Source organism: Acinetobacter sp. 12966 (assembly GCF_031196995.1).
In the GTDB taxonomy this organism is placed as follows: Bacteria; Pseudomonadota; Gammaproteobacteria; order Pseudomonadales; family Moraxellaceae; genus Acinetobacter; species Acinetobacter geminorum.
The window spans coordinates 46,927-73,818 of sequence record NZ_JAVIMC010000010.1 but is presented as its reverse complement, the minus strand read 5'-3'; the positions used below and the strand labels follow the sequence as shown (position 1 = coordinate 73,818).

Here is a 26,892-nt window from a genome sequence, read left to right as displayed (position 1 = left end):
AAGATCAACATTAGAAAATGGCTAGGAGGGCCTATGAGCAGTTTTGATGAAATACAAAATCGAGAAGCGGGTTTACATAAAAAATTATCCGCAAAACAGATGGGAATGATTGCAATTGGTGGAGCGATTGGTACAGGGCTGTTCATGGGAAGCAAGTTTGCAATTAGCTTTGCTGGCCCAGCCGTCATTGTGAGTTATGCCATTGGAGGCTTAATCGCATTTGCTATTATGGCTTGTTTGGCTGAGATGACGGTTCAGCATCCTACATCAGGCTCATTTGGAGCATATGCTGAGCATTATGTAAGTCCTCTTGCGGGTTTTTTAGTCCGTTATTGTTATTGGGCGTGTATTGTATTAGCGGTCGGTACAGAAATTACAGCAGTTGCTGACTATATGAAATTATGGTTTCCACATGTAGGTTCTTGGGTCTGGATTGCCTTTTTCTCGCTAACTTTACTCGTTGTTAATGCCTATAGTGTTAAAGCTTTTGGATTAGTTGAATATTGGTTTTCGACCATAAAAGTCTTTGCAATTATTGTATTTATTCTTTTAGCAATTGGTATTTTGACCCAAAGTCATGGGGGCACAGATCAGGTTCTTTCTAATTTAACCGAGCATGGAGGATTTTTCCCTCATGGTTTTAGTGGAGTCTGGATTGGGGTAATCATTTCAATATTTAGTTATTTAAGTATTGAAATGATCGCTGTTGCGGCAGGTGAGGCTAAAGATCCGGAAAGAGCTGTTAAGAAAGCTTTTAAAAGTACTGCGATTCGCTTAATTCTATTTTATTTACTGTCTTTATTTCTTATTGTGGCACTTGTTCCTTGGTCAACTTTAATTGGAGCCGACGCGACCAGCCCTTTTGTGATGGTGATGAAAATTGTAGGCATTCCATATGCGGACAGTATTTTAAATTTTATTGTAATTGTCGCGGCCTTATCAGCCATGAATAGTATGTTGTATATCTCAACACGTATGCTATTTAGCTTGTCACGAGCTGGTGATGCACCAAAACTATTTGGCCGTATTAGTCATAATGGTGTACCAATTAATGCATTGTTATTGTCAGCAGTAGGTATTGGAGTCGCGAGTATTGTTTATACGATTAACCCAGCTTCTGCTTTCCCGATCATGATTGCTTTATCTATGTTTGGTGCGTTGTTCACATGGGGCAGTATTTTTGTTACCCATATGTTTTTTAGAAGGAATATGGCACGAAAAGGAGAACAGTTAAAATTTAAGGTTCCAGCGAGCCAGTTAATTTCACTGTTGGGATTAATCGCAATTTTGAGTATTACTATCACAACGTGGTTTACCAATGAATTTAAGTCAACTTTACAGTTTGGAGTCCCATTAGTTGTTGTTCTTACATTTTTCTATTATTTCAAACGTTCATCAGCCAAGCTTGCTTTAAATAGTCATGAAGAATCTTTGAAGTGAGAGACCTATGCGACCATATGATAATTCTAGAACCGTAGCGAATGAACATGAAATATTGGCAGAATTTAAAAGAACAAGCTTGTTGAGCTATCAAAAATTTACCCATATCGCAGATATTCAATATGGGACGCACCCAAGGTCAACTTTAGATTTATTCCCATTAGAACAAGCCAAAAAGACTGTTATTTTTATTCATGGTGGATATTGGCAATGGTGTGATAAATCAGATTTTGGATTCATCGTACTGTATGTTCTAGCAAAAGGAGCCCAGTGTGTTCTTTTAGAATATGATTTGGCACCACAAAGTAAAATTTCAGATATTGCTTCTCAAGTTAATCAAGCTCTCGATTTTATTCGAGAGCAAGACTGGAAAACTGATGAGGTAGTTTTAGTTGGGCATTCGGCAGGAGCACATCTAGCAGCCTTGTTCTTAGGTCATCCACTGATATCTGAGATGGTTTTGTTAAGTGGAATTTATGATCTGGAACCTATACAAAGTACCCATTTAAATCATGCTCTCACGCTTTCAAGCGAAGATATCTTAAAATATAGCCCTGTTCACCAGTCAAAACGAGTTACTACTCCATGTTCAATTTTCTGTGGTGAACTCGAACTTGATGAGTTGAAATGGCAAAGCCAAAATTATTTTGAAATGAAGAAAAGGCAAGATCAGGATTTTGTTTCTTTCAAGCTTATTTCTGGAGTTAACCATTATTCTATTTTAAATCATTACTTTAATAATATTTTAATTTAATTGTTTGAAATAGAATGTAATTGAGTAAAGAAAAACAGATTAAACTTATTAGAAGATAAAATGTGAGATCAATCACAACTCAACCTGATTTTTATAAAAATTAAGTGTTCTTATTGACCTGACTATAGAACTTAATTAGATTAAAAAGATAGTGCTTTCTCACTAAGCGGCAAAATGTTTAGCTGTTGTTTAGTTGAGTTTCAAGTCCGTAGCTTCCCAAGATACGGACTTTTTTATTTGACTTTTAAAAACAATAATATAAAGCGAATTTTATTCTTGGATATGGCGGTAATATCTATTTAATTATTCAAATAAATTAATCACATAGCCCTCTGTTAAATAAAAAAATAGTATTTACTTTTCATTATTTAACTGGAATTATCATTTAATTAATGGATTATATAAAATATATTTTACCAAACTGACAGAGTGTGAGATTACGCTCAGAACTTCATGAATTTGTCATATAGGTTAGATAAATTAAACACAGAAAAATAAAAAGAGAAGGCTATGGCGTATAGTTTAATAATATATATCATCTGCAAATAATTGGTTTAGTCGGCTCTTGTGAGTTGTCTTTTTTATTTTTAAAGGAGTGTTGATGAAAGTACAGTATTTCGAAGGAGGCATGTATAAACATATGTGTCCTGTTTGCGGATATCTTCATTATATTCCTGTACATTATCCTTTCTCTAACGGCAACCAATGGTTTTTTAATGGTCACTTGGAAAAACCGACATTTGATCCCATCATAAGTATAAATGAATGTTGTAATTACTTTATTAAAGATGGCTTTATCGAATATAGCATTAATTGTAGGCATCATTTAGCTGGGTGTAAGGTTGAGCTGCCAGAACTAAAATTAAAAAAATATAGAATATAATTGATTTTGGTATTTATTAATTATGGCTATTTAAAAGACTGTACATTTCCTTGATTATCACATATTTTTGCAATATATCTTTACATATTTGATACTGAATACATATAGTTAAAGAAATGGTAAATTTATTTTAGTTGAAGCTAGTATTGAAATTTGCAAGAATTTTTATAATTCACTGTTTATATTTTATTTATGGATATCTTGAAGTTTTTAAGAAGCTTTAATACAAGTGAATATGTCTTTAGGTGGTGAAGCAAACACATCTTTAGATAGTGCAGTAGAAAATTTATTTAATAATGGTTACGTAATGGTTGTGGCTGCAGGAAACTCGAATACAGATGCTTGTAGTACTTCACCAGCCAGAGTAAGTAAGGCAATTACTGTTGCTGCTACAGATAGTACAGATACTCGAGCTAGTTATTCTAATTATGGAAGTTGTGTTGATATTTTTTCGCCTGGAAGCCAGATTAACTCTTCTTGGATTGGGAGTAATACAGCAACTAAAGTTTTGAATGGAACTTCAATGGCAGCTCCACATGTTGTCGGTGTCGTAGCTGAAATGTTGCAAAGTACGCCCACTGCAACGCCTCAGACAATCTCGACCAATCTTTTAAATCAAGCAAGTAGTAATGTTGTAAAAAATCCTTCTGGTAGCCCAAATCGGTTGTTATATAAATCTCCTCAGTAAAAGCAGTTATTTAAATTAGAAAAGGTCCCGAAGGACCTTTTTTAGATTTTTGCATGAGTACCGTATTTATCAATCATGATTGAGCTGGCTTCATTTAAACCGCGAACCGTTACCTTAATACCGTTTTTTTGAAATTTATTCACTACTGAATCTAGCATCGCAACTGAAGTCACATCCCAAATATGTGAGTGGGTAAGATCAATAATGACTTCTTTAGCATCTTCGTTAAAGTTAAAACTTTGCATAAATTTTTCAGAAGAACTAAAAAATATTTGGCCTCTTAATTCGTATAGACGAGCTTGATCTTCAAATGAAGTTTCTATACGAATATCATTTTCCAGTTTATTTGCTAAGAAAAGTGCTGAAAGTAATACGCCAGTTAATACGCCTAACGCTAAGTTGTGGGTCGCAACCACTACAATAACGGTAGTGATCATAACGACATTACTACTTTTAGGATTATTTTTAAATTGTGCTAGAGAGCTCCACTCAAAAGTACTGATCGATACCATAATCATGACCGCAACCAAAGCAGCCATAGGAATAACCTTTAACCAGTCACTTAAAAACACAACTAGAATAAGTAAGAATATTCCTGCGCAAAAAGTGGATAAACGTGTACGGCCACCAGATTTTACATTAATCATTGATTGACCAATCATGGCACAACCAGCCATACCCCCCATGAAACCTGAAGCGATATTAGCAATACCTTGACCTTTACATTCTTGAAATTTATCGCTAGAAGTATCTGTCATTTCATCAACAATTGTTGCAGTCATCATGGATTCAAGTAGGCCAACTGCAGCCAGCGCTAAAGAATATGGAAGAATAATAATAAGAGTTTCTAAATTAAAAGGAATATTAGGAATCAGAAATATTGGCAAAGTGTCTGGTAATGAACCCATATCACCAACCGTTCGAACATCAAACCCTAAAAAAATAGCGAGTAATGTGACTACTACAATACAAATAAGGGGTGAGGGAAAGAACTTTCCAATTTTTGGAATATAGGGGAAAAGATAAATAATTCCTAAACCAATTGCTACTAGTAAGTAGACATGCCATGTAACGCTTATTAATTCCGGTAATTGGGCCATAAAAATGAGAATAGCGAGTGCATTAACAAATCCAATGACCACTGATTTGGAAACAAAGCGCATGAGTTTGGCAAGTTTGAAATATCCGGCCAAAATCTGTATGACGCCAGTTAATACTGTCGCTGCAAATAAGTATTGAAGCCCGTGGTCCTTTACGAGCGTTGTCATAACCAACGCCATGGCACCCGTAGCTGCCGAAATCATAGCCGGACGACCGCCTACGAAAGAGATAATAACGGCAATACAAAAAGAGGCATATAAACCGACTTTTGGATCTACACCCGCAATAATTGAAAATGCAATTGCTTCTGGAATTAAAGCAAGACCAACAACAAGACCAGAAAGAATATCTGAACGGACATTAGAGAACCATTGTTCTCGGACATTGGATAACATGAGAAATAGCCTAAGTTCTAAATTTAAAAGGCTAGTGATGTGATATACCAACACAAGCGACTACACCACATCACTAAACAGTGATGAGTTATTTACGGATGAGACGAGTAAATAAACTTAAGGTGGCGTAAGTGTCATAGGTATAGAGATTTGAGGCATTTAAAAGTGCCCGAAGAATAACATAAGTTTTTAAGGTTGACTAACCTAATTCTACTAAGCTTAAAGATATTTAAAAATGCTAGTTACACAAATTGCATAGCTACTTTTATGCAACAGAGCCTTTCATAAATTTGGATTTTAATAGTTCTGCTATTCATCATAATACAAATCATATAGAGAACTTGTATAAACCAATCCGTAAAGGTTTAAAAATTCTCGGAAAATTTTGACAATTTTATAAGGTGGACTCATGAATAAACATTTACTGGCAAAAATTGCTTTATTAAGCGCCGCTCAGTTAGTTACTCTCAATTCAGCATTTGCTGATGTTCCTCTTACTCCATCTCAATTCGCTAAGGCGAAAACAGAAAACTTTGACAAGAAAGTTATTCTATCTAATTTAAATAAGCCACATGCTTTGTTATGGGGGCCTGATAATCAAATTTGGTTAACTGAGCGGGCAACAGGCAAGATTTTAAGAGTTAATCCTGAGTCGGGCAGTGTAAAGACAGTTTTTCAGGTGCCAGAGATTGTCAATGATGCTGATGGACAAAATGGTTTATTAGGCTTTGCTTTCCATCCGGATTTTAAAAATAATCCTTATATCTACATTTCAGGTACATTTAAAAATCCGAAATCTACAGATAAAGAGCTACCGAATCAAACTATTATTCGTCGATATACCTATAATAAGTCAACAGATACGCTTGAGAAGCCAGTAGATTTATTGGCAGGATTACCATCATCGAAAGACCATCAGTCTGGTCGTCTTGTCATTGGTCCAGATCAAAAGATTTATTATACGATTGGTGACCAAGGGCGTAACCAGCTTGCTTATTTGTTCTTGCCAAATCAAGCACAACATACGCCGACTCAACAAGAGCTGAATGGCAAGGACTATCACACCTACATGGGTAAAGTACTACGCTTAAATCTTGATGGAAGTATTCCAAAAGATAATCCAAGTTTTAATGGAGTGGTTAGCCATATCTATACACTCGGGCATCGTAATCCGCAGGGCTTAGCATTCACTCCAAATGGTAAATTGTTGCAGTCTGAACAAGGTCCAAACTCTGACGATGAAATTAATCTCATTGTCAAAGGTGGCAACTATGGTTGGCCGAACGTAGCTGGTTATAAAGACGATAGCGGCTATGCTTATGCAAATTATTCAACAGCAGCCAATAAGTCAATTAAGGATTTAGCTCAGAACGGAGTAAAAGTAGCCGCAGGGGTTCCTGTGACGAAAGAATCTGAATGGACTGGTAAAAACTTTGTCCCACCATTAAAAACTTTATATACCGTTCAAGACACCTACAACTATAACGATCCAACTTGTGGAGAGATGACCTATATTTGTTGGCCAACAGTTGCGCCGTCATCTGCCTATGTCTATAAAGGCGGCAAAAAAGCAATTTCTGGTTGGGAAAATACATTATTGGTTCCATCTCTAAAACGCGGTGTTATTTTCCGTATTAAGCTAGATCCAACTTACAGTACTACTTATGATGATGCGGTGCCGATGTTTAAAAGCAATAACCGCTATCGTGATGTGATTGCGAGTCCAGACGGGAATGTTTTATACGTGTTGACGGATACAGCTGGGAATGTTCAAAAAGATGATGGCTCCGTAACAAATACATTAGAGAATCCAGGATCTCTCATTAAGTTTACATATAAGGCTAAGTAATACAGTCCATTAAAAAACCGATCTATAAAGATCGGTTTTTTTAGCTTCAGTAAAACTATTCTGTTACGACTAATACTGGTAAATGAATTTCTCCTAAAAGGGCTTGAGTGACACTTCCTAAGAAGAATTTTTTAAAGCCTTTTCGACCATGAGAACCAATGACTAACAAGTCTGCTTTTAACTCAGTAGCTGCTTTAATAATTTCTGTATGAATTGTTTGACCTTCAACAATTTTTGTATCAACAGAAATTCCATGTTTGCTAAATTGTTCTTTAGCCTCGTCTAGAATACTCTGAATAGATGCTTTAGCTTTATTAAAATAATCCTGTGCTAATTCTGTACTATCAATAAATTCTACAGAAATGAAAGGATCTATGGTCAGCGCATATACTAGAGTCACTTTACTACCAAAGGCTTTAGCAATTGCTGTTGCGTGATTAACAGCAATGAGTGAAGTAGGAGAGCCATCGACTGGAACCAAGATATGGTGATAACTCATATATTGCTCCTTATTGTCCTTTGACAATGTATGGTGTGGAAACACCGAATTATTATCTTTGTGCTTATATTATGAACAATTTTAAAAGTAATATTGTTTATTTTTAGTATGAATAAAAGCCAGAAAGTTTATTAAATGTTTTATCTTCAGGGATTGTAATGGCTTACTAAGTAAGGTTGATTCTGTTTAAGTATTGAAATGACTTGATTGGCATCTATAGCCGATTCAAATAAGAAGCCTTGACCAATGCTATATCCAAATTGACGAAGTAACTCTTCTTGTTCTGGAGTTTCAATTCCTTCTGCGATGAGTCCAAGTGATAAATTTGGAGCGAGTAAACCAATTGCCTGAACAATCGCGTAAATTGATGGGTCGTGTTGCATCTTTTGTATAAAACTACAATCTACTTTTAAACTGTCAATTGGGTAGTCGCGAATATGTGTTAATGATGAAAAACCAGTACCAAAGTCGTCGAGTGCAATACGTACACCATGTTGCTTTAATTTATTAAGTGCACGGATTACATATTCTGAACCACGATCACCTAGCATGTGTTCGGTGACCTCAACTTCAATATAATGAGTCGGTATTTGAAATTGATTAATCTTTTTCAAAAGCCTTTCAGCATAGGTGTCTCTCAAGAATTCAACTGGAGCCGCATTTAATGAAACAGGGAGCGGCTTAATACCAAGATTTATCCATTTGGCTATGTCACGTAAAACTTGGTGTTGCATTGTTTCACCAATTTTACTCGCTAAATTATAATCTTTAAAAGCTTCAGCAATTTGTGCGGGATAACCTCTTTGTGCTGAGGTTGTATGCCAGCGCAATAAAGCTTCAAACCCCACTACACGATGGGTATTTAGGTCTACTTTAGGTTGATAGTATGGCTGGATTGTATGATGACGAATCAACTGGCGAGCTAAATTAAGCTGAGAAGCGACAGTTTCAGTCATTTGCATCATGCACGGATCATACATGCGGATACCACCACGACCACGCGCTTTTAAGTCATGCAATGCCATATCAGCACAACTAAGTAAACCTGACTGGTCTATAGCATCTTGGGGATAAATCGCACACCCAATGCTCATGCCACCATTTAATACATTTCCTAAATAAGTAATTGGCTGATTTAACTGTTGCAGTAAAATTGCTGCTAATTCACGAACATCGTTTTCAGATTTGAGGTTATTGATAATAACTGCGAACTCATCGCCACCTAATCTGGCAACAAAGCATCTTTCATCATCCATACAATGACTAAAGCGTTTGGATAAAACTTTTAATAAATGATCACCTGCGCTATGACCCAAAGTATCATTAATATGTTTAAAATGATCGAGGTCAATTAAAAGTAATCCCACACTTGTTTGCGTGTCTTTTGAATAGGCAAGGGTACGTTTAAGCTGAAATTTAAATGAGCGTCGATTACATAACCCCGTCAGTTCATCTCTCTCACTCATATTCCTAAGTTGGTTTTCTGCCAAATGCTGTTGAGTAACATTACGTGAGACACAGAGTATTTGTCTGATTTCTCCATTTTCCCGATGAATAGGGGTAAGCATATTATCCCAATACTCAGGATCTTGATCTGGTAAGCAGCTCATTCCTGCAAATCTGGCAACTTTACCTTGAAGGGCTTTTTTTAAAGCGACCCGCCCGCGTTTACGAATGTGAGGTGGCAATAACTCAAGCCATTTCATTCCAAATTCTGTTTCATCAACAGGGATGCCTAAAGCGAGGCATCCTGATTTATTCATATGTGAAACTGTGCCGTCTACATTAAGCACCTTAATGCAATCTACACTGATATCTAACATTTGATTTTGTATTTCAATGTTCTTCTGTAAGTTTTGTTGTTCTTGAATATCGTGATCAATATCTAAAAAGCTAACATACCATTCATTATTTTGAGATAGGCCGCGATACTTAGAAGCTTGGATGGAGAGTTTGCACCATCTATATTCATTTTCAACTTGTAAAAGTCGACATTTAAATTCTATTCTTTTTTGTAGGCGAATTGCTTCGAGCCATCTATTTTTGACTTCATCTAAATCGACAGGATATATAAAATCTAGCCATCGCTGAGGCAATGGAGAAAAGGTATCCAGCCAATATTCTGTACACTCTACATTGCAATATAATATCAAGCCATTTTCATCACTAACCCAGGTGGGTAGAGGAATTTGCTCAACAATAAAATGCTTTTGGGTGTTGTTCGACATTGAAGTCATAACATGCCTAGAAAGATTGCAAGTTGATTAATCTATTTATTAGTCGTTATTGTAATCTTTCTGTAGTAATCAAAACAGCGATAAATAAATTTTAAGTGTGCTTTTTTTGAACTAAAATTGGGAGATTAAAACCAATATATACTTAATATTTAATTTATGTTTTTGTTATTTATTGATTTTTATTCATGTTAAGTAAAAAAAATATTTATGCTTATTTTTGTAAAAAACTTATTAAAACAGAAACTTATAATTATATTTATGTATTTATTTTAACGAAACTAAATGTAATGATGAAAAGTAGTAAATTAAAAAATTAATAAATTTGATTTATCAAATTTTATTCACAATATATAAATAAAGGTATCCTAAACAGAGTTTAAATAAATACAATAAGCACTATTAAGTTTACAAAAGTAATATAAAATAATAGCTTATATTATCGTAAAATTCTTTTGTCAAAAAGGATATATATTTCCTTTTTGTGCATTTTATAGCCTACATTTTCCCCAAGATGTAGGTTTTTTTTATTCATAATTTTTAGTTTTTATAAACTAAATCTATATAAAATAAAAAAAGCCAAAAAGGCTTTTTATACGATTTCTGGTTTTTTCAACTGTTGTTGAATGTACAAGTTCATATAGTATTGTTCGATATAATCATCGGCGTAGTTGTTTGCTAAGGTTTTTGTTGCCACTTGCTCATGTTTTAAATAGCAGTTTGATTCAAGCTCTTTCTCGAGTACCCACCAGCTACGGTTAATACGACGTACCTGAAATTTGTCACTTTTGTATTTTCTTTTAGCCATTTTCCGAAATTTGCTATTCAGTTATTGAAAGAGAATTTCTACTGGACTTAAGAGCTCAAGTCAACAGATAGAAGGTTAATTGATTATTTTATGTGGGATGCTATTTCTCTCAATATCAAAGTAGAGACATTAAAATAGTTAAGCTCTCGTAATGAGAGCTTAACTATTGCTTATAAATAGATTCTTATTTCATCTTAGCGAGAAAGGTTCTTTAAAAGTAATTTTAAACTTTCCATCATTTTTTCTAACTGCAAAGGAGTAATACCTTCAAAAGACTGTTCAAGTACTACACTGGTTAGGTCATTGATCTTATTGATCATTTCAGTGCCTTTTTCTGTAAGTACTACACGAGTAATACGACCATCAGTCTGGCAAGAGTAGGTCTCAACCAATCCTTCATCTTTCAAACGATAAACAATTTTTGTGGTGGTCGACATTTTTGAAATAATCATATCTGAAAGTTCAGAAACACTCGCATGAGGCTTGCTGCTTAAGGCCAACATAATGCGTCGACGTGAGTTATCTAAACCATATTTTTTTAAAGCATTATCAATATTTTGTACATACTGAGCATGTACTTGAGTAATCCAATAATATGGAAAATCTTCAAGAGTGAAAGATTCTGTTGTAGGTAAAAAACGCGCATACTTCTTTGTCATTGACTTTTCCCCATACCTTGGTGGATCGCATTTCTGGTGAACTATCTTTAATAGTTGAAAAATATAGTTTCATCAAGCAAGTTATATCAGGACTTTACTTGTTGAGCAAAAGTTATATAGCTTCACTTAACAATGACATGGTTTAACTGTCCTTATCTTTATGAATGCCACTTTACTTTGCATAGACTGCAAATATTCTTCCTCTATAATCAAAGATTATTAAAGGTTCATACTGCTTATCAGGGCCTGACCTAAAACTCTTTGAACAGATATATGAGATTACATCTAAACTTGCTTGCTCGTTAATTGAACGATGTTGCTTGCAAAGGCATCGTAGAAAAAAAATTATGATTTGACCGTGGCATTGAACGAGAAAGTTTTTGTCTCTAAAGTCATAACTATGAAAAATTAATATATTTAAATAATAAATATTTATGTATATCAATGGTTTGTATTGTTTTGATATTGGTAAAATTTACCATACATTTAACATGAAACATCTATTATTTAGTAAAATAAAATCAGCCTTATGTTTCAAGTATTTGATTTTTATTAATAAATTTCAACAGTAATTTGAGATAATGAGCTATTGAAATAGAGCTATTTTTATCTATAAATTATAATTTTAATAATATTTATGTTAGTAAATGTTCAATAGTTAATCTAAAGAAATGTATTTTAATTGTTATTTTTTGTTTCATTTATTATAGTGCGCGTTCCAATAAATATTGATAACTCTTTGAGCTTAATGATGAAAAAATTACTAATTAGTTCGTTGATTGCATTAACTGTGGGAATTAATGGTTGCGCAACTATAGTTTCTGGTTCTTCTCAAACACTTACTTTCACTAGTGTTCCAGAGTCTGCGACCATTGAGATTAAAAATCGTAAAGGAATAAAAATCCATACTGGACAAACTCCAGCAACCGTAAGTTTGAAAAAGGGAGCAGGCTATTTTAAACCAGAAAGTTATCAGGTCACTTTTAGTAAAGCAGGTTATCAAAGTAAGACTGTAGAAGTTACGGGTACATTAAGTGGATGGTATTTTGGTAATATTCTTTTTGGTGGGCTAATTGGCATTTTAATTGTAGATCCTGCAACAGGTGCCATGTTTAGATTAGCTCCAAAAGATGTAAGCGCAGTTTTAGAATCGCAAAATTTATCTACTAAGTCGCAAAAAGAACCATCTTTAACTGTAATGTTGGCAGAAGAAGTGCCTGCACACATTATGGCAAGAGCTGTTCAAATCAAATGATATAAGTTCTATAAAATGAATGACTATTAAAAAGGGAGAATTTATTTTCTCCCTTTTTAATTATGAAATAGTTGCTGTTTTATCTTCTATTTTTTTCTTAACAATAGCATAGCTTATGCCTGTAACCACACTCCCAGCAGCGATTGCAGCAAGGTATAGCCAAGCATGATTAATTGCATTTGGAATTAAAAGAACAAATACACCGCCGTGAGGAGTAACTAACTCGCAATGGAATAATGCAACAAGTGCGCCAGTCACAGCTCCACCTAAAATACATGTTGGGATTACACGCATAGGGTCTTTAGCTGCAAAGGGAATAGCACCTTCAGAAATAAAACATAAACCTAATACAAAAGCTGCTTTACCTGCATCTTTTTCTCCTGTACTAAATTTATTTTTAGCAATGAAAGTCGCAATAGCCATACCAAGAGCAGGGACCATACCACCGGCCATCGTGGCTGCCATAGGCATATAAGTATTTGTAGTCAGTAACCCCACAGTAAAAGCGTAAGCTGCTTTATTGATTGGACCACCCAAATCAATACACATCATGCTTGCTAATATAATTCCCATTAACACGGCATTTGTTGTACCCATGTTGTTTAAGAAATCTTTCATTAGCTCAAAAATATGCGCTACGGGCTGTCCAACCACATAAAACATGATAAGGCCAACAAATAATGTACCTAATAACGGAATAATTAAAATGGGCTTAAGTGCTTCTAAACTTGTAGGAAGTTTGAGTTTTTTTGCAATAAAAAGTGCGATATAGCCTGCAAGAAAACCAGAGACAATACCTCCTAGAAAACCTGCTTGTAGCTGAGAAGCGAGTAAGCCTCCAATTAAACCAGGTGCGAGACCAGGACGGTCAGCAATTGAGTAGGCAATATAACCAGATAACATTGGAACCATAAGCATAAATGCTGCGGCCCCGATTTGTTTTAATATGGCTGGTAAGCTGCCTGCTTGCTCAGCTGCATTGAGACCAAAGCATAAAGAGAGGGCAATTAAAAGACCTCCTGCCACCACCATTGGTAACATATAAGAGACACCTGTTAAGAGATGTTTATATACGCCAACTTTTTCGGCTTTATCTTTATTTTCTGTAGATGTTTGTTGCTTACCTTGTTCTAAAACTTGCGCATTACTGATTGCCTCGGCGAAAGCTTTATCTGTTTGCTTTAGAGCAAAACCTGTACTACATCTATAAACACGTTTACCTACAAAACGGTCTGTATTAACTTCAATGTCAGTCGCAAGAATAACGATGTCTGCATCAGCAATAGCTTGAGGTGATAAGATATTTTTTGCGCCAACGGAACCTTGAGTTTCTACTTCAATATCATAACCGTGTTTTTCTGCACCTTGCTGTAAAGCTTCGGCGGCCATAAAAGTATGCGCAACGCCCGTAGGACATGCAGTGATCGCAACAAATTTTTTAGCTGTAGATGCTGATAAGCTATTATCATTTTGCCAGTCTTGAGCAGACTTAAAATGATCTAAAGCAGTTTGAAGAGCTGACTGAGCATCACTTTTGATCTCTTCAATATTAATAAAAGATAAAGGGTGCGTACCAAAAATATTAAGATTTTTCGGGCGTTGTCCAACAACGATAATTTGGTCAAAGCTTTCATTCACTTCGAATTCATCAAGTGAAATAATGCTATTTTGATAACCCTGTTGGGACGCGACTTGTGCAAGCTTACGAGCTAAAATCAAAGCATTGACTTGCTGTTGCGGACTATTAATAACAAATAATAAACGTTTAGCAGTTGGCATCAGATTCACTCAATGAATTGATTGTTGTTTGGGCTTTTAATTGGTTTAGCTTTTCAGTATTAGGAATACGAAAGCCTACTTGTGTTACAGCGTGACTTGCAATTGCTGTAGCAGTTTTTAATGTTTCTTCAGCAGAGAAGCCACTCAATAAGCCATGAATCATACCTGCTAAAAGAGAGTCACCCGCACCAACTGTACTTTTAACTATTACTTTAGGTGCTGTGGCATGAAGTGGGTGAGTGTCATGTAACCAGTTTACACCGTCTTCACCCATCGAAATAACGACATGTTCAATTTTGGCTAGGTTTTCAAAAAGCATTTTTTGTTCAGCATAGGTTGTAGCAGGAAGCTGATAACTTTCTACTAACTCATCTGTATTTGGTTTAATCATCCATGGCTGACATTCAATGGCAGCAACCAACGCTTTACCACTTGTATCTAGTGCAACTTTTTTCCCTTGCGCTTGAATAAGTTTAATAAGTTGTTTTAACTCATCAACACTAAATCCCTGCGGAAGGCTTCCAGCAATAGCAACCACATCTACCAGAGGCAAAATCATTTCAATTTTTTGGAAGAGGTGCTTCTTATCTAGTTCAGATACGAAAAAACCTTTTCCATTTAAATCCGTCATACGTCCTGAATGTTCAGCAATTTTTATATTTTGGCGAGTTTCACCTTCAATATAAATAAATTCAGATTGAAATTGAGCTTCTTTAAAATGGTCATCGAAAATCTGTCTATTTATTGCTCCTAGAAAACCAGAAACAACAACTTCATGCCCCAAATCTTTTAAAACTTGTGCAATATTTAAACCTTTGCCTGCCGCATGTATTTCTACAGATTCTTGGCGGTTTACTTCACCTATCTGTAACTCATTGAGTTGTATAGTCACATCAATTGCAGGATTTAAAGTAATTGTTAAAACTTTAGCCATTACCATTCCTAATCTTTACATTTCTTGTTCGGATAACTGACGTACAGCAGTAGCGCTATCACATTCAAGTGCACGCTTTGCAAGCACTTGAGCTTGGCTATAGTTAAGTGTACGAATTTGGGCTTTAACCAAAGGAATACTATTCGGTGACATACTAAGCTCATCCACCCCTAAGCCCATTAGAATGGGCACAGCTTTTGGATCGGCTGCGAGTTCACCACATATACCAACCCATTTGCCATACTTATGTGCAGCTTTTACAGTTTGATCAATCAATTGCAAAATACTTGGGTGTAGCCCATCTGCTTCTGCCGATAGAATAGGGTGTCCACGGTCAATGGCTAATGTATATTGAGTTAAGTCATTTGTTCCGATACTGAAAAAGTCCACTTCTTGTGCGAGGATAGGTGCAAGTAAAGCAGCAGAAGGAACTTCAATCATGATCCCAATTTGTAAGTCGGCGCATGGATATGTCGCTTTAACTTCATCAAGAATAGCTTTTGCAGCACGCCATTCTTCTACACGTCCAATCATTGGAAACATAATTCTTAAAGGGCGGTCATCTGCAGCTTTAAGCAGAGCAATAAGTTGTTGACGCAACAGCTCTGGCTGTCTTAGCGTTAAACGAATACCTCTCAATCCTAAAAATGGGTTTTCTTCTTCAGCAATTGGAAGGTAAGGGAGTGGTTTGTCACCACCTACATCTAGCGTACGTACTACGAGGGGACGGCCTGCAAGAGCATCTAAAACGATGCGATAATCTGCTTCTTGGGTAGCTTCACTCGGAGCACTACTATGAGCCATAAAAACAAGTTCAGTCCTAAGTAGGCCAATTGCTTCGGCACCACATTCTACTGCATGAGGGGTCGCTTGAACTTTTCCTAAATTGGCAGCAATTTCGATTTGGTGTTGATCCAGTGTAATCGCGGGTTCGTGGCTATGACGTTCAGCTTCTTCACGAATTTTTTTCTGAAGCTCTCGCTCTTGTTTCGCTTGTTCGATTTGTTGAGCATTAGGATTTAAGATAAAAGCTCCAGTATCTCCATTAATTAAAAGAGAACTTTTTTGCTCAATATCTAGTACTTGATCGCCAGCGCCAACAATTGCAGGGATACCTAGAGCACGAGCAACAATAGCACTATGAGCGCTTGCACCACCTACGGCGGTCAAAATACCTGCTACACGATCTTTATTAAGGCGGGCTACATCACTTGGTCCCACGTCATACATGATCAATATATAAGGTTCTTTAGGTTCTTCAATGATGACCTCACCGCAGAGTTGAGCCAAAACGCGATCACCAATATCACGTAAGTCTGTAGCACGCTCAGCTAATAATCGATCTGGTAAAGCTGCTTGCTCTTTGGCTGCTGCTTCAATATGCTCATGCCAAGCAGCAGGAGCAGAAAGATTTAGGTTAATCTTTTGATAAACACCATTAATAAGATCTGGGTCATCAAGCATTTCCAAATGTGCTTGGAAGATTTGCTTAATTTCAGCCACTTCAGATTTTGCAATAACTTGGTGAATATTGTTTTTAACTGCGTGAAGTGCAATATCAAGTTTTTCTTTTTCTGCTTTGACACTTAAGCCCATGCGTTCATATTGGTAAACCTTAGGTTTAATTACATGTACAGGGCCAAAAGCTAAACCGCTTGAAGCAGCAATTCCTGTATTTGTGCTAAGTGGTTTTGAATGGCTTGGGATTTCACTAGATTGCTCTACTTTGATGTCTGAAGATTTTATAGGTTCAACTTCTTCACCTAAGCCTTGTTGCACTGCCAGAATAACTTTATCTAAAGCTTCAACTGCATCCGTTTCTGGTTCAGCAATGAAACGTAAAGTTTGGCCGCGTTTACAACCTAAAGCCAAGAGACGTGTCAAACTTTTAGCTGAAACAAAATTGCCTTCATCTACTGCGACTTGGATATCACCTTGAAAACTTTTTGTTAAGTTTACTAAATGAGTTGCTGGTCGAGCATGTAATCCATGTGCATTAGCGAGTACAACAGAACGGTGGGGCCAATCGGGAATAACATCTGCACCAATGATTTTAGCAATTTCATTTGGTGCTTGTGTTTGGTCTAATTGTGCAATTTGCTCTGGATTAAACAGAATATCAATCAGTCGATTAAATCTCTGGCTATCTAATTGTTCATTGGCAGCTATACAAACTAGCGTATTTAATTTTTGTCCGCCTAGGTCTAAAGCATGGCGGGGCTTTACAATACTGATTGCTGGTTGTTGAACAAACTTACTGCTTGAAATAGACCAGATTTGATCTTGTAGTTGAATAACTTGATCAGGGTCAAGTGAACTTAGAAAACCGCACTTTACGAAATTGTGTTTTTTTAGAATCTGAGAAGCAGACCAAAATAAATCTTCAATATCTTGAGATTCAATTTCAGTTTGAATTAAATTCTCATGTAAAGTTAAAGATAATGGTTGAGCTTGTAAGATTTCAATAATTTGTTCAGGTTGTTTAGCATTTTTTACCTGTTCACTTACATCATGCATTAAAGCTCGAGTTAATATTTGTAGAACTTGTAAATGTTCATCAGATTTTGCTGCAATCACGACAGCTAAATAAATTCTGTTTTCACCATCCCATATTATTCCTTCTGGAAAGTGAGCTAAACGGATACCTGTTTCTAAAATAAATTCGCGAGATTGGGGGGTACCGTGGGGAATAGCAATACCTTGACCTAAATAGGTGGCACTTTGCTGTTCCCGATTGATGAGTCCTGTAATGTAGTTAGGTGTAACTAACCCATCTTTTACCAATATATCTACTAGACACTGTAATGCATGCTTTTTATCAACAGCATGTTGATTCATATGAATATGTCGAGGCTCTAGTGCTAGCATACTTATCCTTGAACAATTTCTTTGGTTTAGCTAAACAGAAAAAAAGAAGCTGTTTGTATTAAAAATAGGTTAGTTTAACCGTTTTTAAACAACAGCTTCGTATAAATAACGATAGCAGAACTTTAAAGCTATATCGACGTATTTACGTAAAAAATGCTTGTTTTTAATACAAAGGAATGGGTGATTAATATATTTTAATTTCTTATGATAATTATTAGGTTAATAAAGTAACTTTATAAAAGAAGTGGGTAATAATATTAAAAAACCTCTATACCGGATTACGGGTATAGAGGCAAAAGTAAAAGATGAATAGGTTAGTATTGGATTTCCTGTTCTAAAAGTGACCATAAGTTTTGGTGTGATTTTTTAAACATTAGCATGTGCCCAATTGATTTATGCCCAAGTTTCACGGGATTTAGCTCTAGCATTTTTGTGGGTGCATTAGGATAAAGTTTTAATAAATCTTCAACGTTACGCTTGGTTGCAATTTCATCGTCACTTGCCCAAATAGAAGTAATAGGGCAGATAATTTCAGTATGAAAATCATGGTGGATTGTTTTACCAATAGCATTTTTCACATAGCCAGGATGGCTGCAAAATTCTCGCCATTGTTGGGCGACTTTTTTAGGTAAGTTTTCTCCCATTCCAATAAATTGAGTAGCACCATAACCTTTAAAAGCACTAGAAATTGGAAATATGACATTGAACATTACTGGTGCTAAAAACTTGGTTTTACCTTTAAGACCTTTTACATGGCCAGTGGAACCTGCGACCGCGATAACTTTTGCTACTTTATGAAAATTAGGCACAATTCCTAATAACTGTCCTCCAGCACTATGGCCAAGAAGAGTAACTTGCTGTGCTTCGGTTTTCCCCAGTAAGGTATCAATTGCACAAGGGATATCAAAAACTCCCCAATCATTAATACTTGCAGTACTTTGCTTTAACGGCCCATGCAATGAATCTCCAATTCCACGGAAATCAAAGCTTAATACATCATAGCCTTGATGACTTAACCAGTTAGCAAAAGAATGATAAAAGTTTTTGGTAATACCTGTTGCCGGACAGATCAACACGGGATTTGCTGACTTTGGGGATTGAGCTGGATAAAAATGTGCTGCAAGTTGATAACCGTCTTTGCAGGTCATCCAAAATGATTCAAAAGTGTTATCCATAATATTAAGTAAAGATTGGTTTATTGATGACTTTAAATTTACATGAGTTCCAAAATGAAACTTGATTAAAATGTGACTGCAAAGTCAATATTTATGTTATATAGCTCATTAAATTTTCAATAAAACGAATAATTGGAAAAAAGATGGATTTATCGAAAGCTGTACAGCTTGCAATTGTGTTTAGTGGCGTATTTTTATGGATAGGGATGTTAACTGGGGTATGGAAATATTGGCAAATACGCCGTTCAGCATTAAGTCGTGCGCATTATTATGTGGATATCGCTCATCGAAGTAGTTTGCTCTATGCAGCTGCTACCCTAATTCTAGCTGTATTAAGCTATTATACTGTTTTAAATGAAAATATTGCTCTGTTGTGTGTATTCGCAAATATTTTATTTTTTAGCCTTTCAATTTTGGTTTATATCATACACGGCTATTTACAGGATACGACAAATCAATTTAAACGTCCGCACAAGTTAGGTCGTTTTAGCTTGCCTTCATGGCTAATGTCTTTGATGATGTTAGGATTGATTGTGACTGAACTAGTAGCTACGGCTATTTTAGTTATCGGAACAATTTTTTTATTTTTAGGTATGTAAAAATGGATGATCGCTCATCCATTTTTTAAGTATTCGAGTTTTGTTGACTAAGACGTCTTTTAGCTAGTTTTCGCATCTTATGATCGACAAAGGCCCACACACAAAATATGAAAGAAACAACCATCGCGTACATAAAGTATTCGGGTTTCAGATTTCCTTTAATCATACCTTGAAACAGTAAAGTCAGCATAAGAGCAAGCGGTGTTACTCCATAAACAACTGAATCTTTGCTGTTCAGAGTGTTAATGAAGACTTGTTTGTTGAAATGTAATGATAACATCTCCATCCCTCCTTGTGGTTGCGCTAAAACCGAATGTTTTAGTCAAGAATAAGTTTAATGTTGTACTTCTATTTTTAGTTCAATTCAATAGTCAATAGAAAAAATTTTAAGCAATTTTATAAAAAGCTCTATGTTTATAAATAGTTAAGGTATAAAAAAGGTAAATATTAAATATTTTTGTATAAAATGTATAATATTTTTGAAAAGAGAAATATTTAAGTGAAAATTATAATAATTTCTCTTTTCTGCAAGAATTGGTTTAATTACTTTGTTTTTTCAAAAAAGTATCAATCGCATGTTGAGCAATTTCTGCATCTTCAAAAGATTGAACGCCAGAAACACCAATAGCCCCTAGAATTTGGCCTTCATAAATAATTGGTTTTCCACCTTCTAACATTCCTTGCGCGCTAGGCATGCTTAAAAAACCTAAGCGCCCACTTTGTAGTAGTTCTTCATAGAATTTTGAAGGTCTACCTGATATTGAAGAACATTTTGCTTTTTCTAAACATAAATGTGAGGATAAAGGTGAAGCGCCGTCTAATCTTTTCATAAATAGTAGAGAACTTGTTTCATCAACAATAGCGATACTGACTTTAAAGTTGTGCTCAATTGCATATTTTTGAGCTTCTTCCATTAAAAACTCTGCATCGGCTTGTGTGAGGTAATATTTACTTTTCATTGTTGCTCTTCTTTCCCAGTAAGCTAAAAATTATTTTAGTGTAATTTTACAGTAAAAAATGATTATATCTATAGTTGATTTGTCATTGAAAGTAGTGTGGAAATAAAATGCCGGTTGGGTAAACTCAGCATTTTATTCAATATATAAAATCATGTTTGGGTAAAACTCGATTTCAAAAGAGACACTAAATTAAATGTTTTTAAATTTAACTTTGTCGATAATTACGGTAATTGCTAGAACAATTAAAGATGGGATCAACCAAGCTAAGTTTTGTTCATTTAAAGGTAAGTGTTGAAGAAATTCAGGTAAATAATCTCCAAAACCAGCAACTTTAATACCGTCAATAATACCGAAAATTAAAGCAATACTTGTTACCGAACCGACAATAAAAGAAGGTTTTTGCCAAAATTTCCAAAAGAAGCTCAGCATAATCACAACAATTGCAGGGGGATAAATTGCGCTTAAAACAGGTACTGATACAGCAATAAGTTTGGTTAATCCAAGATTAGAAATAATGAAAGAGAAACCAACTAAAATGAATACTAAAAGTTTGTAAGGCAATTTAGTTAACTGTGCAAAATACTCACCGCAAGCACAAGTTAAGCCAATCGCTGTCACCATACATGCCAGAAAAATTAGGCCAGTTAAGAATAATGAACCCATATTGCCAAAAGCATGTTGAACATATGCATGTAAAATTACTGCACCATTTGCTGCATTTGGCGCAACTTCGTGACTACCTACACCTAATTTGAATAAGCTTAAATAGACTAAAGTAAGACCTGCACCGGAAATAAGGCTGGCAATAATTGCATATTTAGTTACTAATTTTTTATCAGTAACACCACGCGAATAAATCGCTTGAATAATTACGATACCGAATACTAGTGCGCCTAAAGTATCCATAGTGAGATAACCATTTACGAAACCTTCCGAAACTGGAGATGCAACGTAATGGTTGATTGGAGCAGGAACATAACCCGCAGGAATCATAACTGCTGCAATGCCTAAAATTGCTAAAGCAATAATTTTTAGAGGGGCCAGTACATGTCCAACTGTATCCAATAACTTGTTAGGATAAAGTGAAACTACAGTTACAAAAGAAAAATAAATTGCGCTGTAAATTAAAAGGCTAGTACTTGATGTCCCAAAATAAGAAGAAAAACCAATTTCGTAAGAAACAGTAGCTGTACGTGGAGTAGCAAATAAAGGGCCTACTGATAAATAACAAACTACGGTTAAAATCAGACTTGCTACACGACCTAAAGGAGAGCTAATAATTTCAATGGAACCCTGCATACGAGAGAGTGCCATGATGGTAATTACGGGTAAACCAACTGCAGTAATCAAAAAGCCTATAGCGGCTAGCCATACATGATCACCGGCTTGTTGAGCGACAATGGGAGGAAAGATAATATTGCCAGCCCCAATAAAAAGAGCAAAGGTCATAAAACCTAGGGCAATAATATCTCCAGTACGAAGATGTTGCATAAATTAAAATTAATAAAAAAGAAGGAATTTTAGAGCAAAAGAGATCATGATCAAGCGGTATTTTATGTGAAAAAGATTTTTTTCAGAGCATAAAAACCTTTAGTAGATATTAAAAATATCAACTGGTTAAGGTATCTAATTGAAAAACCATTGAAAGAAATTAGGAAATTATTTTTTATATCTGACTTTTTAAAGAAATTATGCAAGAATAAAAATATAAATTTCTATTATGACTGTTGAATATTTGGGCATATAAAGCTTCCAGCCTATCCTATATCCGTTCTAAAATATTCTAAATTAACTTACATTTTTGTAGGTATTGTAAAAGCAGTATCTACGAGGATAAAACCGAATGAGAGCTTCTACTGTTACAATAAAAACTGAACAAGATCTAGAAAAGTTAAGAGTTTCTGGACGTCTTGCTGCGAAAGTTTTAGAAATGATAGGGGCATATATTAAACCAGGTGTATCTACTGAATATTTAGATAACCTGTGTAATGACTATATTGTAAATACTTTAAAAGTTATTCCTGCGAATGTGGGTTATCATGGTTTCACTAAAACAATATGTACATCAGTAAATGAAGTTGTTTGTCATGGGATACCATCACCCAATAAAATTTTAAAAGATGGCGATATTATTAATATTGATGTTGCCATTATTAAAGATGGCTATTTTGGTGATACGAGCCGTATGTATTTTGTGGGTAATGTAAATCCACAGGCAAAAAAACTTGTCGAAACAACATATGAGGCAATGGTTGCAGGTATTCATACTGTTAAGCCCGGAGCTACGTTAGGCGATATTGGCTATGCTATTCAGTCGGTTGCTCATCGAGAGGGATATAGTATTGTCCGCGAATATTGTGGACATGGGATTGGTAAGGTTTATCACGAGCAACCCAATATTTTGCATTATGGGCAACGCGGACAAGGCATGGTCTTAAAGAAAGGTATGGTATTTACTATTGAACCTATGATTAATGCAGGTAGGCCACAGGTAAAAGAGTTAAATGATGGATGGACCGTCGTTACTCAGGATCTTTCGCTATCTGCTCAATGGGAACATATGGTTGCAGTAACAGATACTGGCTTTGAATTATTAACGCCTTGGCCGGAAGGTGTAGGAAACTACCCTACAATTTGAATAATAAAAAAGTTCGATAATTGTCGAACTTTTTTATTTTCATTCATTTTAATGCTCGGAAAGATGTTCTACCAAATAATCAATAAATACTCGTACAGCAGGTAGTAACCCTCGGCGTGATGGATAAACTGCATGGAATACACCATGTGGTGCTTTCCATTCGGGTAAGATTGGTAGGAGTTGCCCAGATTTTACAAAATCTTCTGCTGCGCTCTCAGGTAATAAAGCGATGCCACAGTTTTGACTCGCTAATTGCGCCAACATATGGATATTTGTACCCATTACGATAGGACTGACTTTGATTTTCTTTTGCTGATTGTCTGGACCGTGCAAAAGGAATTGTTGATCAAGATGCTCTTCCGACAAACTTAAAATGCGATGCTCACTAAGTTGTTCTGGATTTTTTATATCTCCAAATTCATTTAGATATGCCTGACTTGCAAATAGACTCTGTTCAATAAGTGCAAATTGTCTAAGAACTAAACTTGGATCGTCATCAAGTTTTGAGCGAACACGTAAAGCAATATCAATTCCTTCATTAATGACATCTACTCGACGATTGCTGACCATAAGTTGCAAACGAATTTCTGGATATTTTTTTAAGAAAGCAGGCAAAATTTTAGGCAGTTGATTTTGAGCAATATCAACAGGAACACTAACCTTTACAACACCTCTAGGTTGAATGCTTAGATGATCAACCAAATCATGAGCAGCTTGTGCAGCATTCATCATGACTTGAGCATGTCTATAAATATCCATCCCAATATCTGTAACAGCAAAATGACGAGAGCTGCGTTGAATCAGGCGAACACCTAAGTTTTCTTCTAGGCTATATACACGACGACTTAGTTTTGATTTTGGTATATCCGTTACACGCTCAGCGGCACTAAAACCACCATGCTCAACGACGAGAGCAAAACAATAAAAATCATCAAGATCAGTGAGCATTAAAATATCCTATTTCTGCAACAACCATGATTTTACATTATTATTTTTGCAACGATAATTCTTAAACTAAATTTTTTGTAATTAAAACATATACTAAGATATTTCCTTTAACTGAGAATTTGAAATTATATTGTCATTACAATGTAATTTTATTGTGTGTTTTTTGATGAGTGGTTCTAGCCTTTTCTAGAACTTTCAATTAATTTCTTTTACACTAGAATTTTCTATTCTTTTCAAATCTAATGCATTATCAATTGATTGAACTTAACGATGCTTCTGCGAATATTGAATGTCCATTTTGCAAACAAGCAATAATTGACTGGGCGCAAGAACAATATATTCAGCCATGTGAACATACTTTATTTATTGCTATGGATTTGGGGTTTGAATTTATTGCTGATCGATTTGAAGAGTGTATGAATCAAAATGTGGATGAGTTGCACGAAGATCCGAATATGAATATTTTTGAAGCTCTCACGACAACAACTTATGAAAATCTAATTATTTTAAAATCTGATTTAGGTGTGGAAAATTTATTTCGCTATGTTGGCGTAAGTGATCGTTGAAATTGAGAGTATAAAAAAGCCAATCTATTGATTGGCTTTTTTATTATTTACGCTTCTGGCGCTGCGCTGTATTGCTCAACTAATGGTTTTAATTCGCCATTTTGGAACATTTCGAGCATGATATCGCTACCGCCAATAAGTTCGCCATTTACCCAAAGTTGCGGGAATGTTGGCCAGTTCGCAATTTTTGGTAAGGTTGCACGAATATCAGGGTTTTCCAAAATATTTACATATGCAAATGGACGACCAATTTGACTGAGCGCCTCTACAGCACGTGCAGAGAAACCACATTGTGGAAACTGTGGAGTGCCTTTCATGTAAAGTAAAACGGGATGCTTCGCAATTTGATCGCGGATTAACGCTTCAGTATCACGTGCTTGTTCAGTCATAAAGAGATCCTCAACTAATCTAGCAGCATTATAGGGGGTGTTTACATCGCTTTGCAAACCACCTGATTACTTAAAGTTGCATTGAATATTCAATATTTTATTGTATAAACCGAAGTGATAGCGGAAAGCGGACGAAATTTTAGATAAATGAGTGATGAGACTTTTCATCAGAGCTAGTTTTTGCTTATATAAACCCTTCCTAAAACCTCATACAGACAGAGTTCGTTATGAATGATATTACCCTAGCTCCAATACAACCTGATCAACCATCACATTTAATGGCTACTTATGGTCGCCAAGCGATCAGTTTTGTACGAGGCCGAGGAGCATATCTATATACCGAAGATGGCACTGAGTATTTAGATGCTTTAACCGGTATTGCTGTATGTGGTTTAGGTCATGCGCATCCAGTCATTGCAGAAGCAATTGCTGAACAAGCTGCAACACTTGTGCATACAAGTAACTTATTCGAGATTCCTTGGCAAACGGCAGCTGCTCAGAAGCTTGCTGAAGTTTCGGGGATGGAAGAGATCTTCTTTTCAAACAGTGGTGCTGAGTCAAATGAAGGTGCCATTAAAATTGCTCGTAAATTTGGTACTCAACAAGGTGTAAGCTCCCCAAAGATAATTGTGGCAGAGCAATCATTTCATGGTCGTACTTTAGCAACACTTTCAGCTACTGGTAATAAGAAAGTACAAGATGGTTTTGCTCCTTTAACCAAGGATTTTATTCGCGTGCCATTTGGTGATGTAGAAGCAATTCAAGAAGCTGCTTTACAGCACCCAGATATTGTTGCGATTTTGATTGAACCTATTCAAGGTGAGGGCGGTATTAATACAGCACCTCAAGGCTTTAGCTATCTTGAAGAAGTCCGCACCATATGTAATCAACATAACTGGCTAATGATGCTAGATGAAATCCAAACAGGTAACGGTCGTACCGGTAAGTATTTTGCTTATCAGTATACAAACATTGTGCCTGATGTTTTGACGACTGCGAAAGGACTTGGTAATGGCTTTCCAGTAGGTGCGGTAATGACCCAAGGTAAAGCTGTTGGCTTATTAGGACCTGGTAGCCATGGGTCTACTTATGGTGGCACAGTGCTAGGTTCTCGTGTGGTTTATACAGTAATTGATACAATCCAAAAAGAGAATGCTGTAGAAAACGCGGCAGTTGTTGGTGGTTATATTGTTGATCAATTACGTGCGCAATTGGCACATAAAAATGTGCAAGTACGTGGCTTTGGTATGATGATTGGTATTCAATTGCCTAAAGACTGTGCTGAGCTCGTTGCAATTGCTCGTGATCAACACAAGCTTATTATTAATGTTACAGCTGGTTCTGTAGTGCGTTTATTGCCACCAATTAATATGACTCAAGCACAGGCTGATGACTTACTAGAGCGTTTAGTCGCTTTAATTAATAATTATCTTTAAGTTTTTTATATCAATAAAAAATGGGCATATAAATGC

General features: G+C 35.7%; 23 protein-coding genes and 1 pseudogene. 10 read left to right on the top strand and 14 right to left on the bottom strand.

The window, feature by feature from the left end:
* Positions 1 to 33: 33 nt before the first annotated feature.
* From RFW85_RS02020 to RFW85_RS02005, 4 genes and pseudogenes are all read left to right on the top strand, one after another.
* Positions 34 to 1,440, top strand: a complete 1,407-nt coding sequence (locus tag RFW85_RS02020; RefSeq protein WP_170248216.1) for an amino acid permease — start codon at positions 34 to 36, stop codon at positions 1,438 to 1,440.
* Positions 1,441 to 1,447: 7 nt separating this feature from the next.
* Positions 1,448 to 2,194, top strand: a complete 747-nt coding sequence (locus tag RFW85_RS02015) for an alpha/beta hydrolase (protein ID WP_170248217.1) — start codon at positions 1,448 to 1,450, stop codon at positions 2,192 to 2,194.
* A gap of 601 nt (positions 2,195 to 2,795) precedes the next feature.
* Positions 2,796 to 3,077 carry a DUF6527 family protein gene (locus RFW85_RS02010; protein WP_170248218.1) on the top strand — a complete coding sequence of 94 codons (282 nt, stop codon included), beginning with the start codon at positions 2,796 to 2,798 and terminating at the stop codon, positions 3,075 to 3,077.
* A 229-nt stretch (positions 3,078 to 3,306) separates the two neighbouring features.
* Positions 3,307 to 3,765, top strand: a pseudogene (locus RFW85_RS02005) (S8 family serine peptidase); the annotation flags it as partial.
* Positions 3,766 to 3,806: 41 nt separating this feature from the next.
* Here the strand turns inward: RFW85_RS02005 and RFW85_RS02000 are convergent.
* Positions 3,807 to 5,261: a SulP family inorganic anion transporter gene (locus RFW85_RS02000; RefSeq protein ID WP_170248219.1), complete on the bottom strand. Its 1,455-nt coding sequence runs from the start codon at positions 5,259 to 5,261 to the stop codon at positions 3,807 to 3,809.
* Between the two features lie 409 nt (positions 5,262 to 5,670).
* Between RFW85_RS02000 and RFW85_RS01995 the strand changes: the two genes are divergently transcribed.
* Positions 5,671 to 7,110 (top strand): glucose/sorbosone family PQQ-dependent dehydrogenase, encoded by a 1,440-nt coding sequence (locus RFW85_RS01995; RefSeq protein WP_170248220.1) that lies wholly within the window; start codon positions 5,671 to 5,673, stop codon positions 7,108 to 7,110.
* 55 nt (positions 7,111 to 7,165) lie between these two features.
* Here the strand turns inward: RFW85_RS01995 and RFW85_RS01990 are convergent, their stop codons facing one another.
* From RFW85_RS01990 to RFW85_RS01975, 4 genes are all read right to left on the bottom strand, one after another.
* On the bottom strand, positions 7,166 to 7,609 hold the full coding sequence (locus RFW85_RS01990; protein WP_170248221.1) for a universal stress protein: 444 nt from the start codon (positions 7,607 to 7,609) through the stop codon (positions 7,166 to 7,168).
* 146 nt (positions 7,610 to 7,755) lie between these two features.
* Positions 7,756 to 9,846 (bottom strand): EAL domain-containing protein, encoded by a 2,091-nt coding sequence (locus RFW85_RS01985; protein ID WP_170248222.1) that lies wholly within the window; start codon positions 9,844 to 9,846, stop codon positions 7,756 to 7,758.
* A 589-nt stretch (positions 9,847 to 10,435) separates the two neighbouring features.
* On the bottom strand, positions 10,436 to 10,651 hold the full coding sequence (locus RFW85_RS01980; protein ID WP_170248726.1) for a hypothetical protein: 216 nt from the start codon (positions 10,649 to 10,651) through the stop codon (positions 10,436 to 10,438).
* 194 nt (positions 10,652 to 10,845) lie between these two features.
* A complete protein-coding gene (locus RFW85_RS01975) occupies positions 10,846 to 11,310 on the bottom strand; it encodes a MarR family winged helix-turn-helix transcriptional regulator (RefSeq protein WP_002121027.1) in 465 nt (154 codons plus the stop codon).
* Between the two features lie 751 nt (positions 11,311 to 12,061).
* Between RFW85_RS01975 and RFW85_RS01970 the strand changes: the two genes are divergently transcribed.
* Entirely contained in the window at positions 12,062 to 12,565 is a 504-nt protein-coding gene (locus RFW85_RS01970) for a hypothetical protein (RefSeq protein ID WP_170248728.1), read from the top strand.
* Between the two features lie 60 nt (positions 12,566 to 12,625).
* Here RFW85_RS01970 and RFW85_RS01965 read toward each other — a convergent pair whose 3' ends face one another.
* The 4 genes from RFW85_RS01965 to RFW85_RS01950 form a co-directional block, all read right to left on the bottom strand.
* Positions 12,626 to 14,344, bottom strand: coding sequence for a fructose-specific PTS transporter subunit EIIC (locus RFW85_RS01965; RefSeq protein WP_170248729.1), 1,719 nt, complete (start codon positions 14,342 to 14,344; stop codon positions 12,626 to 12,628).
* Entirely contained in the window at positions 14,331 to 15,278 is a 948-nt protein-coding gene (gene pfkB / locus RFW85_RS01960) for a 1-phosphofructokinase (RefSeq protein WP_170248730.1), read from the bottom strand. Before pfkB ends, RFW85_RS01965 begins: the two co-directional genes overlap by 14 nt.
* A 15-nt stretch (positions 15,279 to 15,293) precedes the next feature.
* Complete coding sequence (ptsP, locus tag RFW85_RS01955) at positions 15,294 to 18,146, bottom strand: phosphoenolpyruvate--protein phosphotransferase (RefSeq protein WP_170248731.1); 2,853 nt, start codon at positions 18,144 to 18,146, stop codon at positions 15,294 to 15,296.
* Positions 18,147 to 18,460: 314 nt separating this feature from the next.
* Positions 18,461 to 19,321, bottom strand: coding sequence for an alpha/beta fold hydrolase (locus RFW85_RS01950; RefSeq protein ID WP_170248732.1), 861 nt, complete (start codon positions 19,319 to 19,321; stop codon positions 18,461 to 18,463).
* A gap of 143 nt (positions 19,322 to 19,464) precedes the next feature.
* Here RFW85_RS01950 and RFW85_RS01945 point away from each other — a divergent pair, with 143 nt between their 5' ends.
* Positions 19,465 to 19,920, top strand: coding sequence for a hypothetical protein (locus RFW85_RS01945; RefSeq protein ID WP_309171080.1), 456 nt, complete (start codon positions 19,465 to 19,467; stop codon positions 19,918 to 19,920).
* Between the two features lie 25 nt (positions 19,921 to 19,945).
* On the opposite strand, the gene RFW85_RS01940 is transcribed toward RFW85_RS01945, so the two are convergent.
* From RFW85_RS01940 to brnQ, 3 genes are all read right to left on the bottom strand, one after another.
* Positions 19,946 to 20,200: a hypothetical protein gene (locus tag RFW85_RS01940; protein ID WP_005068965.1), complete on the bottom strand. Its 255-nt coding sequence runs from the start codon at positions 20,198 to 20,200 to the stop codon at positions 19,946 to 19,948.
* Positions 20,201 to 20,459: 259 nt separating this feature from the next.
* Positions 20,460 to 20,879 (bottom strand): heme-binding protein, encoded by a 420-nt coding sequence (locus RFW85_RS01935; RefSeq protein WP_170248734.1) that lies wholly within the window; start codon positions 20,877 to 20,879, stop codon positions 20,460 to 20,462.
* A gap of 189 nt (positions 20,880 to 21,068) precedes the next feature.
* Positions 21,069 to 22,370: a branched-chain amino acid transport system II carrier protein gene (gene brnQ / locus RFW85_RS01930; protein WP_170248735.1), complete on the bottom strand. Its 1,302-nt coding sequence runs from the start codon at positions 22,368 to 22,370 to the stop codon at positions 21,069 to 21,071.
* 352 nt (positions 22,371 to 22,722) lie between these two features.
* Here brnQ and map point away from each other — a divergent pair, with 352 nt between their 5' ends.
* Positions 22,723 to 23,517, top strand: coding sequence for a type I methionyl aminopeptidase (gene map / locus RFW85_RS01925; RefSeq protein ID WP_170248736.1), 795 nt, complete (start codon positions 22,723 to 22,725; stop codon positions 23,515 to 23,517).
* A 48-nt stretch (positions 23,518 to 23,565) separates the two neighbouring features.
* On the opposite strand, the gene RFW85_RS01920 is transcribed toward map, so the two are convergent.
* Positions 23,566 to 24,465, bottom strand: a complete 900-nt coding sequence (locus RFW85_RS01920) for a LysR family transcriptional regulator (protein ID WP_170248737.1) — start codon at positions 24,463 to 24,465, stop codon at positions 23,566 to 23,568.
* A gap of 242 nt (positions 24,466 to 24,707) precedes the next feature.
* On the opposite strand from RFW85_RS01920, the gene RFW85_RS01915 reads away from it, so the two are divergent.
* Complete coding sequence (locus tag RFW85_RS01915; RefSeq protein ID WP_125740062.1) at positions 24,708 to 25,031, top strand: hypothetical protein; 324 nt, start codon at positions 24,708 to 24,710, stop codon at positions 25,029 to 25,031.
* Between the two features lie 47 nt (positions 25,032 to 25,078).
* Here the strand turns inward: RFW85_RS01915 and grxD are convergent, their stop codons facing one another.
* Complete coding sequence (gene grxD, locus RFW85_RS01910; protein ID WP_002120913.1) at positions 25,079 to 25,420, bottom strand: Grx4 family monothiol glutaredoxin; 342 nt, start codon at positions 25,418 to 25,420, stop codon at positions 25,079 to 25,081.
* Between the two features lie 227 nt (positions 25,421 to 25,647).
* Here grxD and RFW85_RS01905 point away from each other — a divergent pair, with 227 nt between their 5' ends.
* Complete coding sequence (locus RFW85_RS01905; protein ID WP_170248738.1) at positions 25,648 to 26,856, top strand: aspartate aminotransferase family protein; 1,209 nt, start codon at positions 25,648 to 25,650, stop codon at positions 26,854 to 26,856.
* Positions 26,857 to 26,892 lie beyond the last annotated feature (36 nt).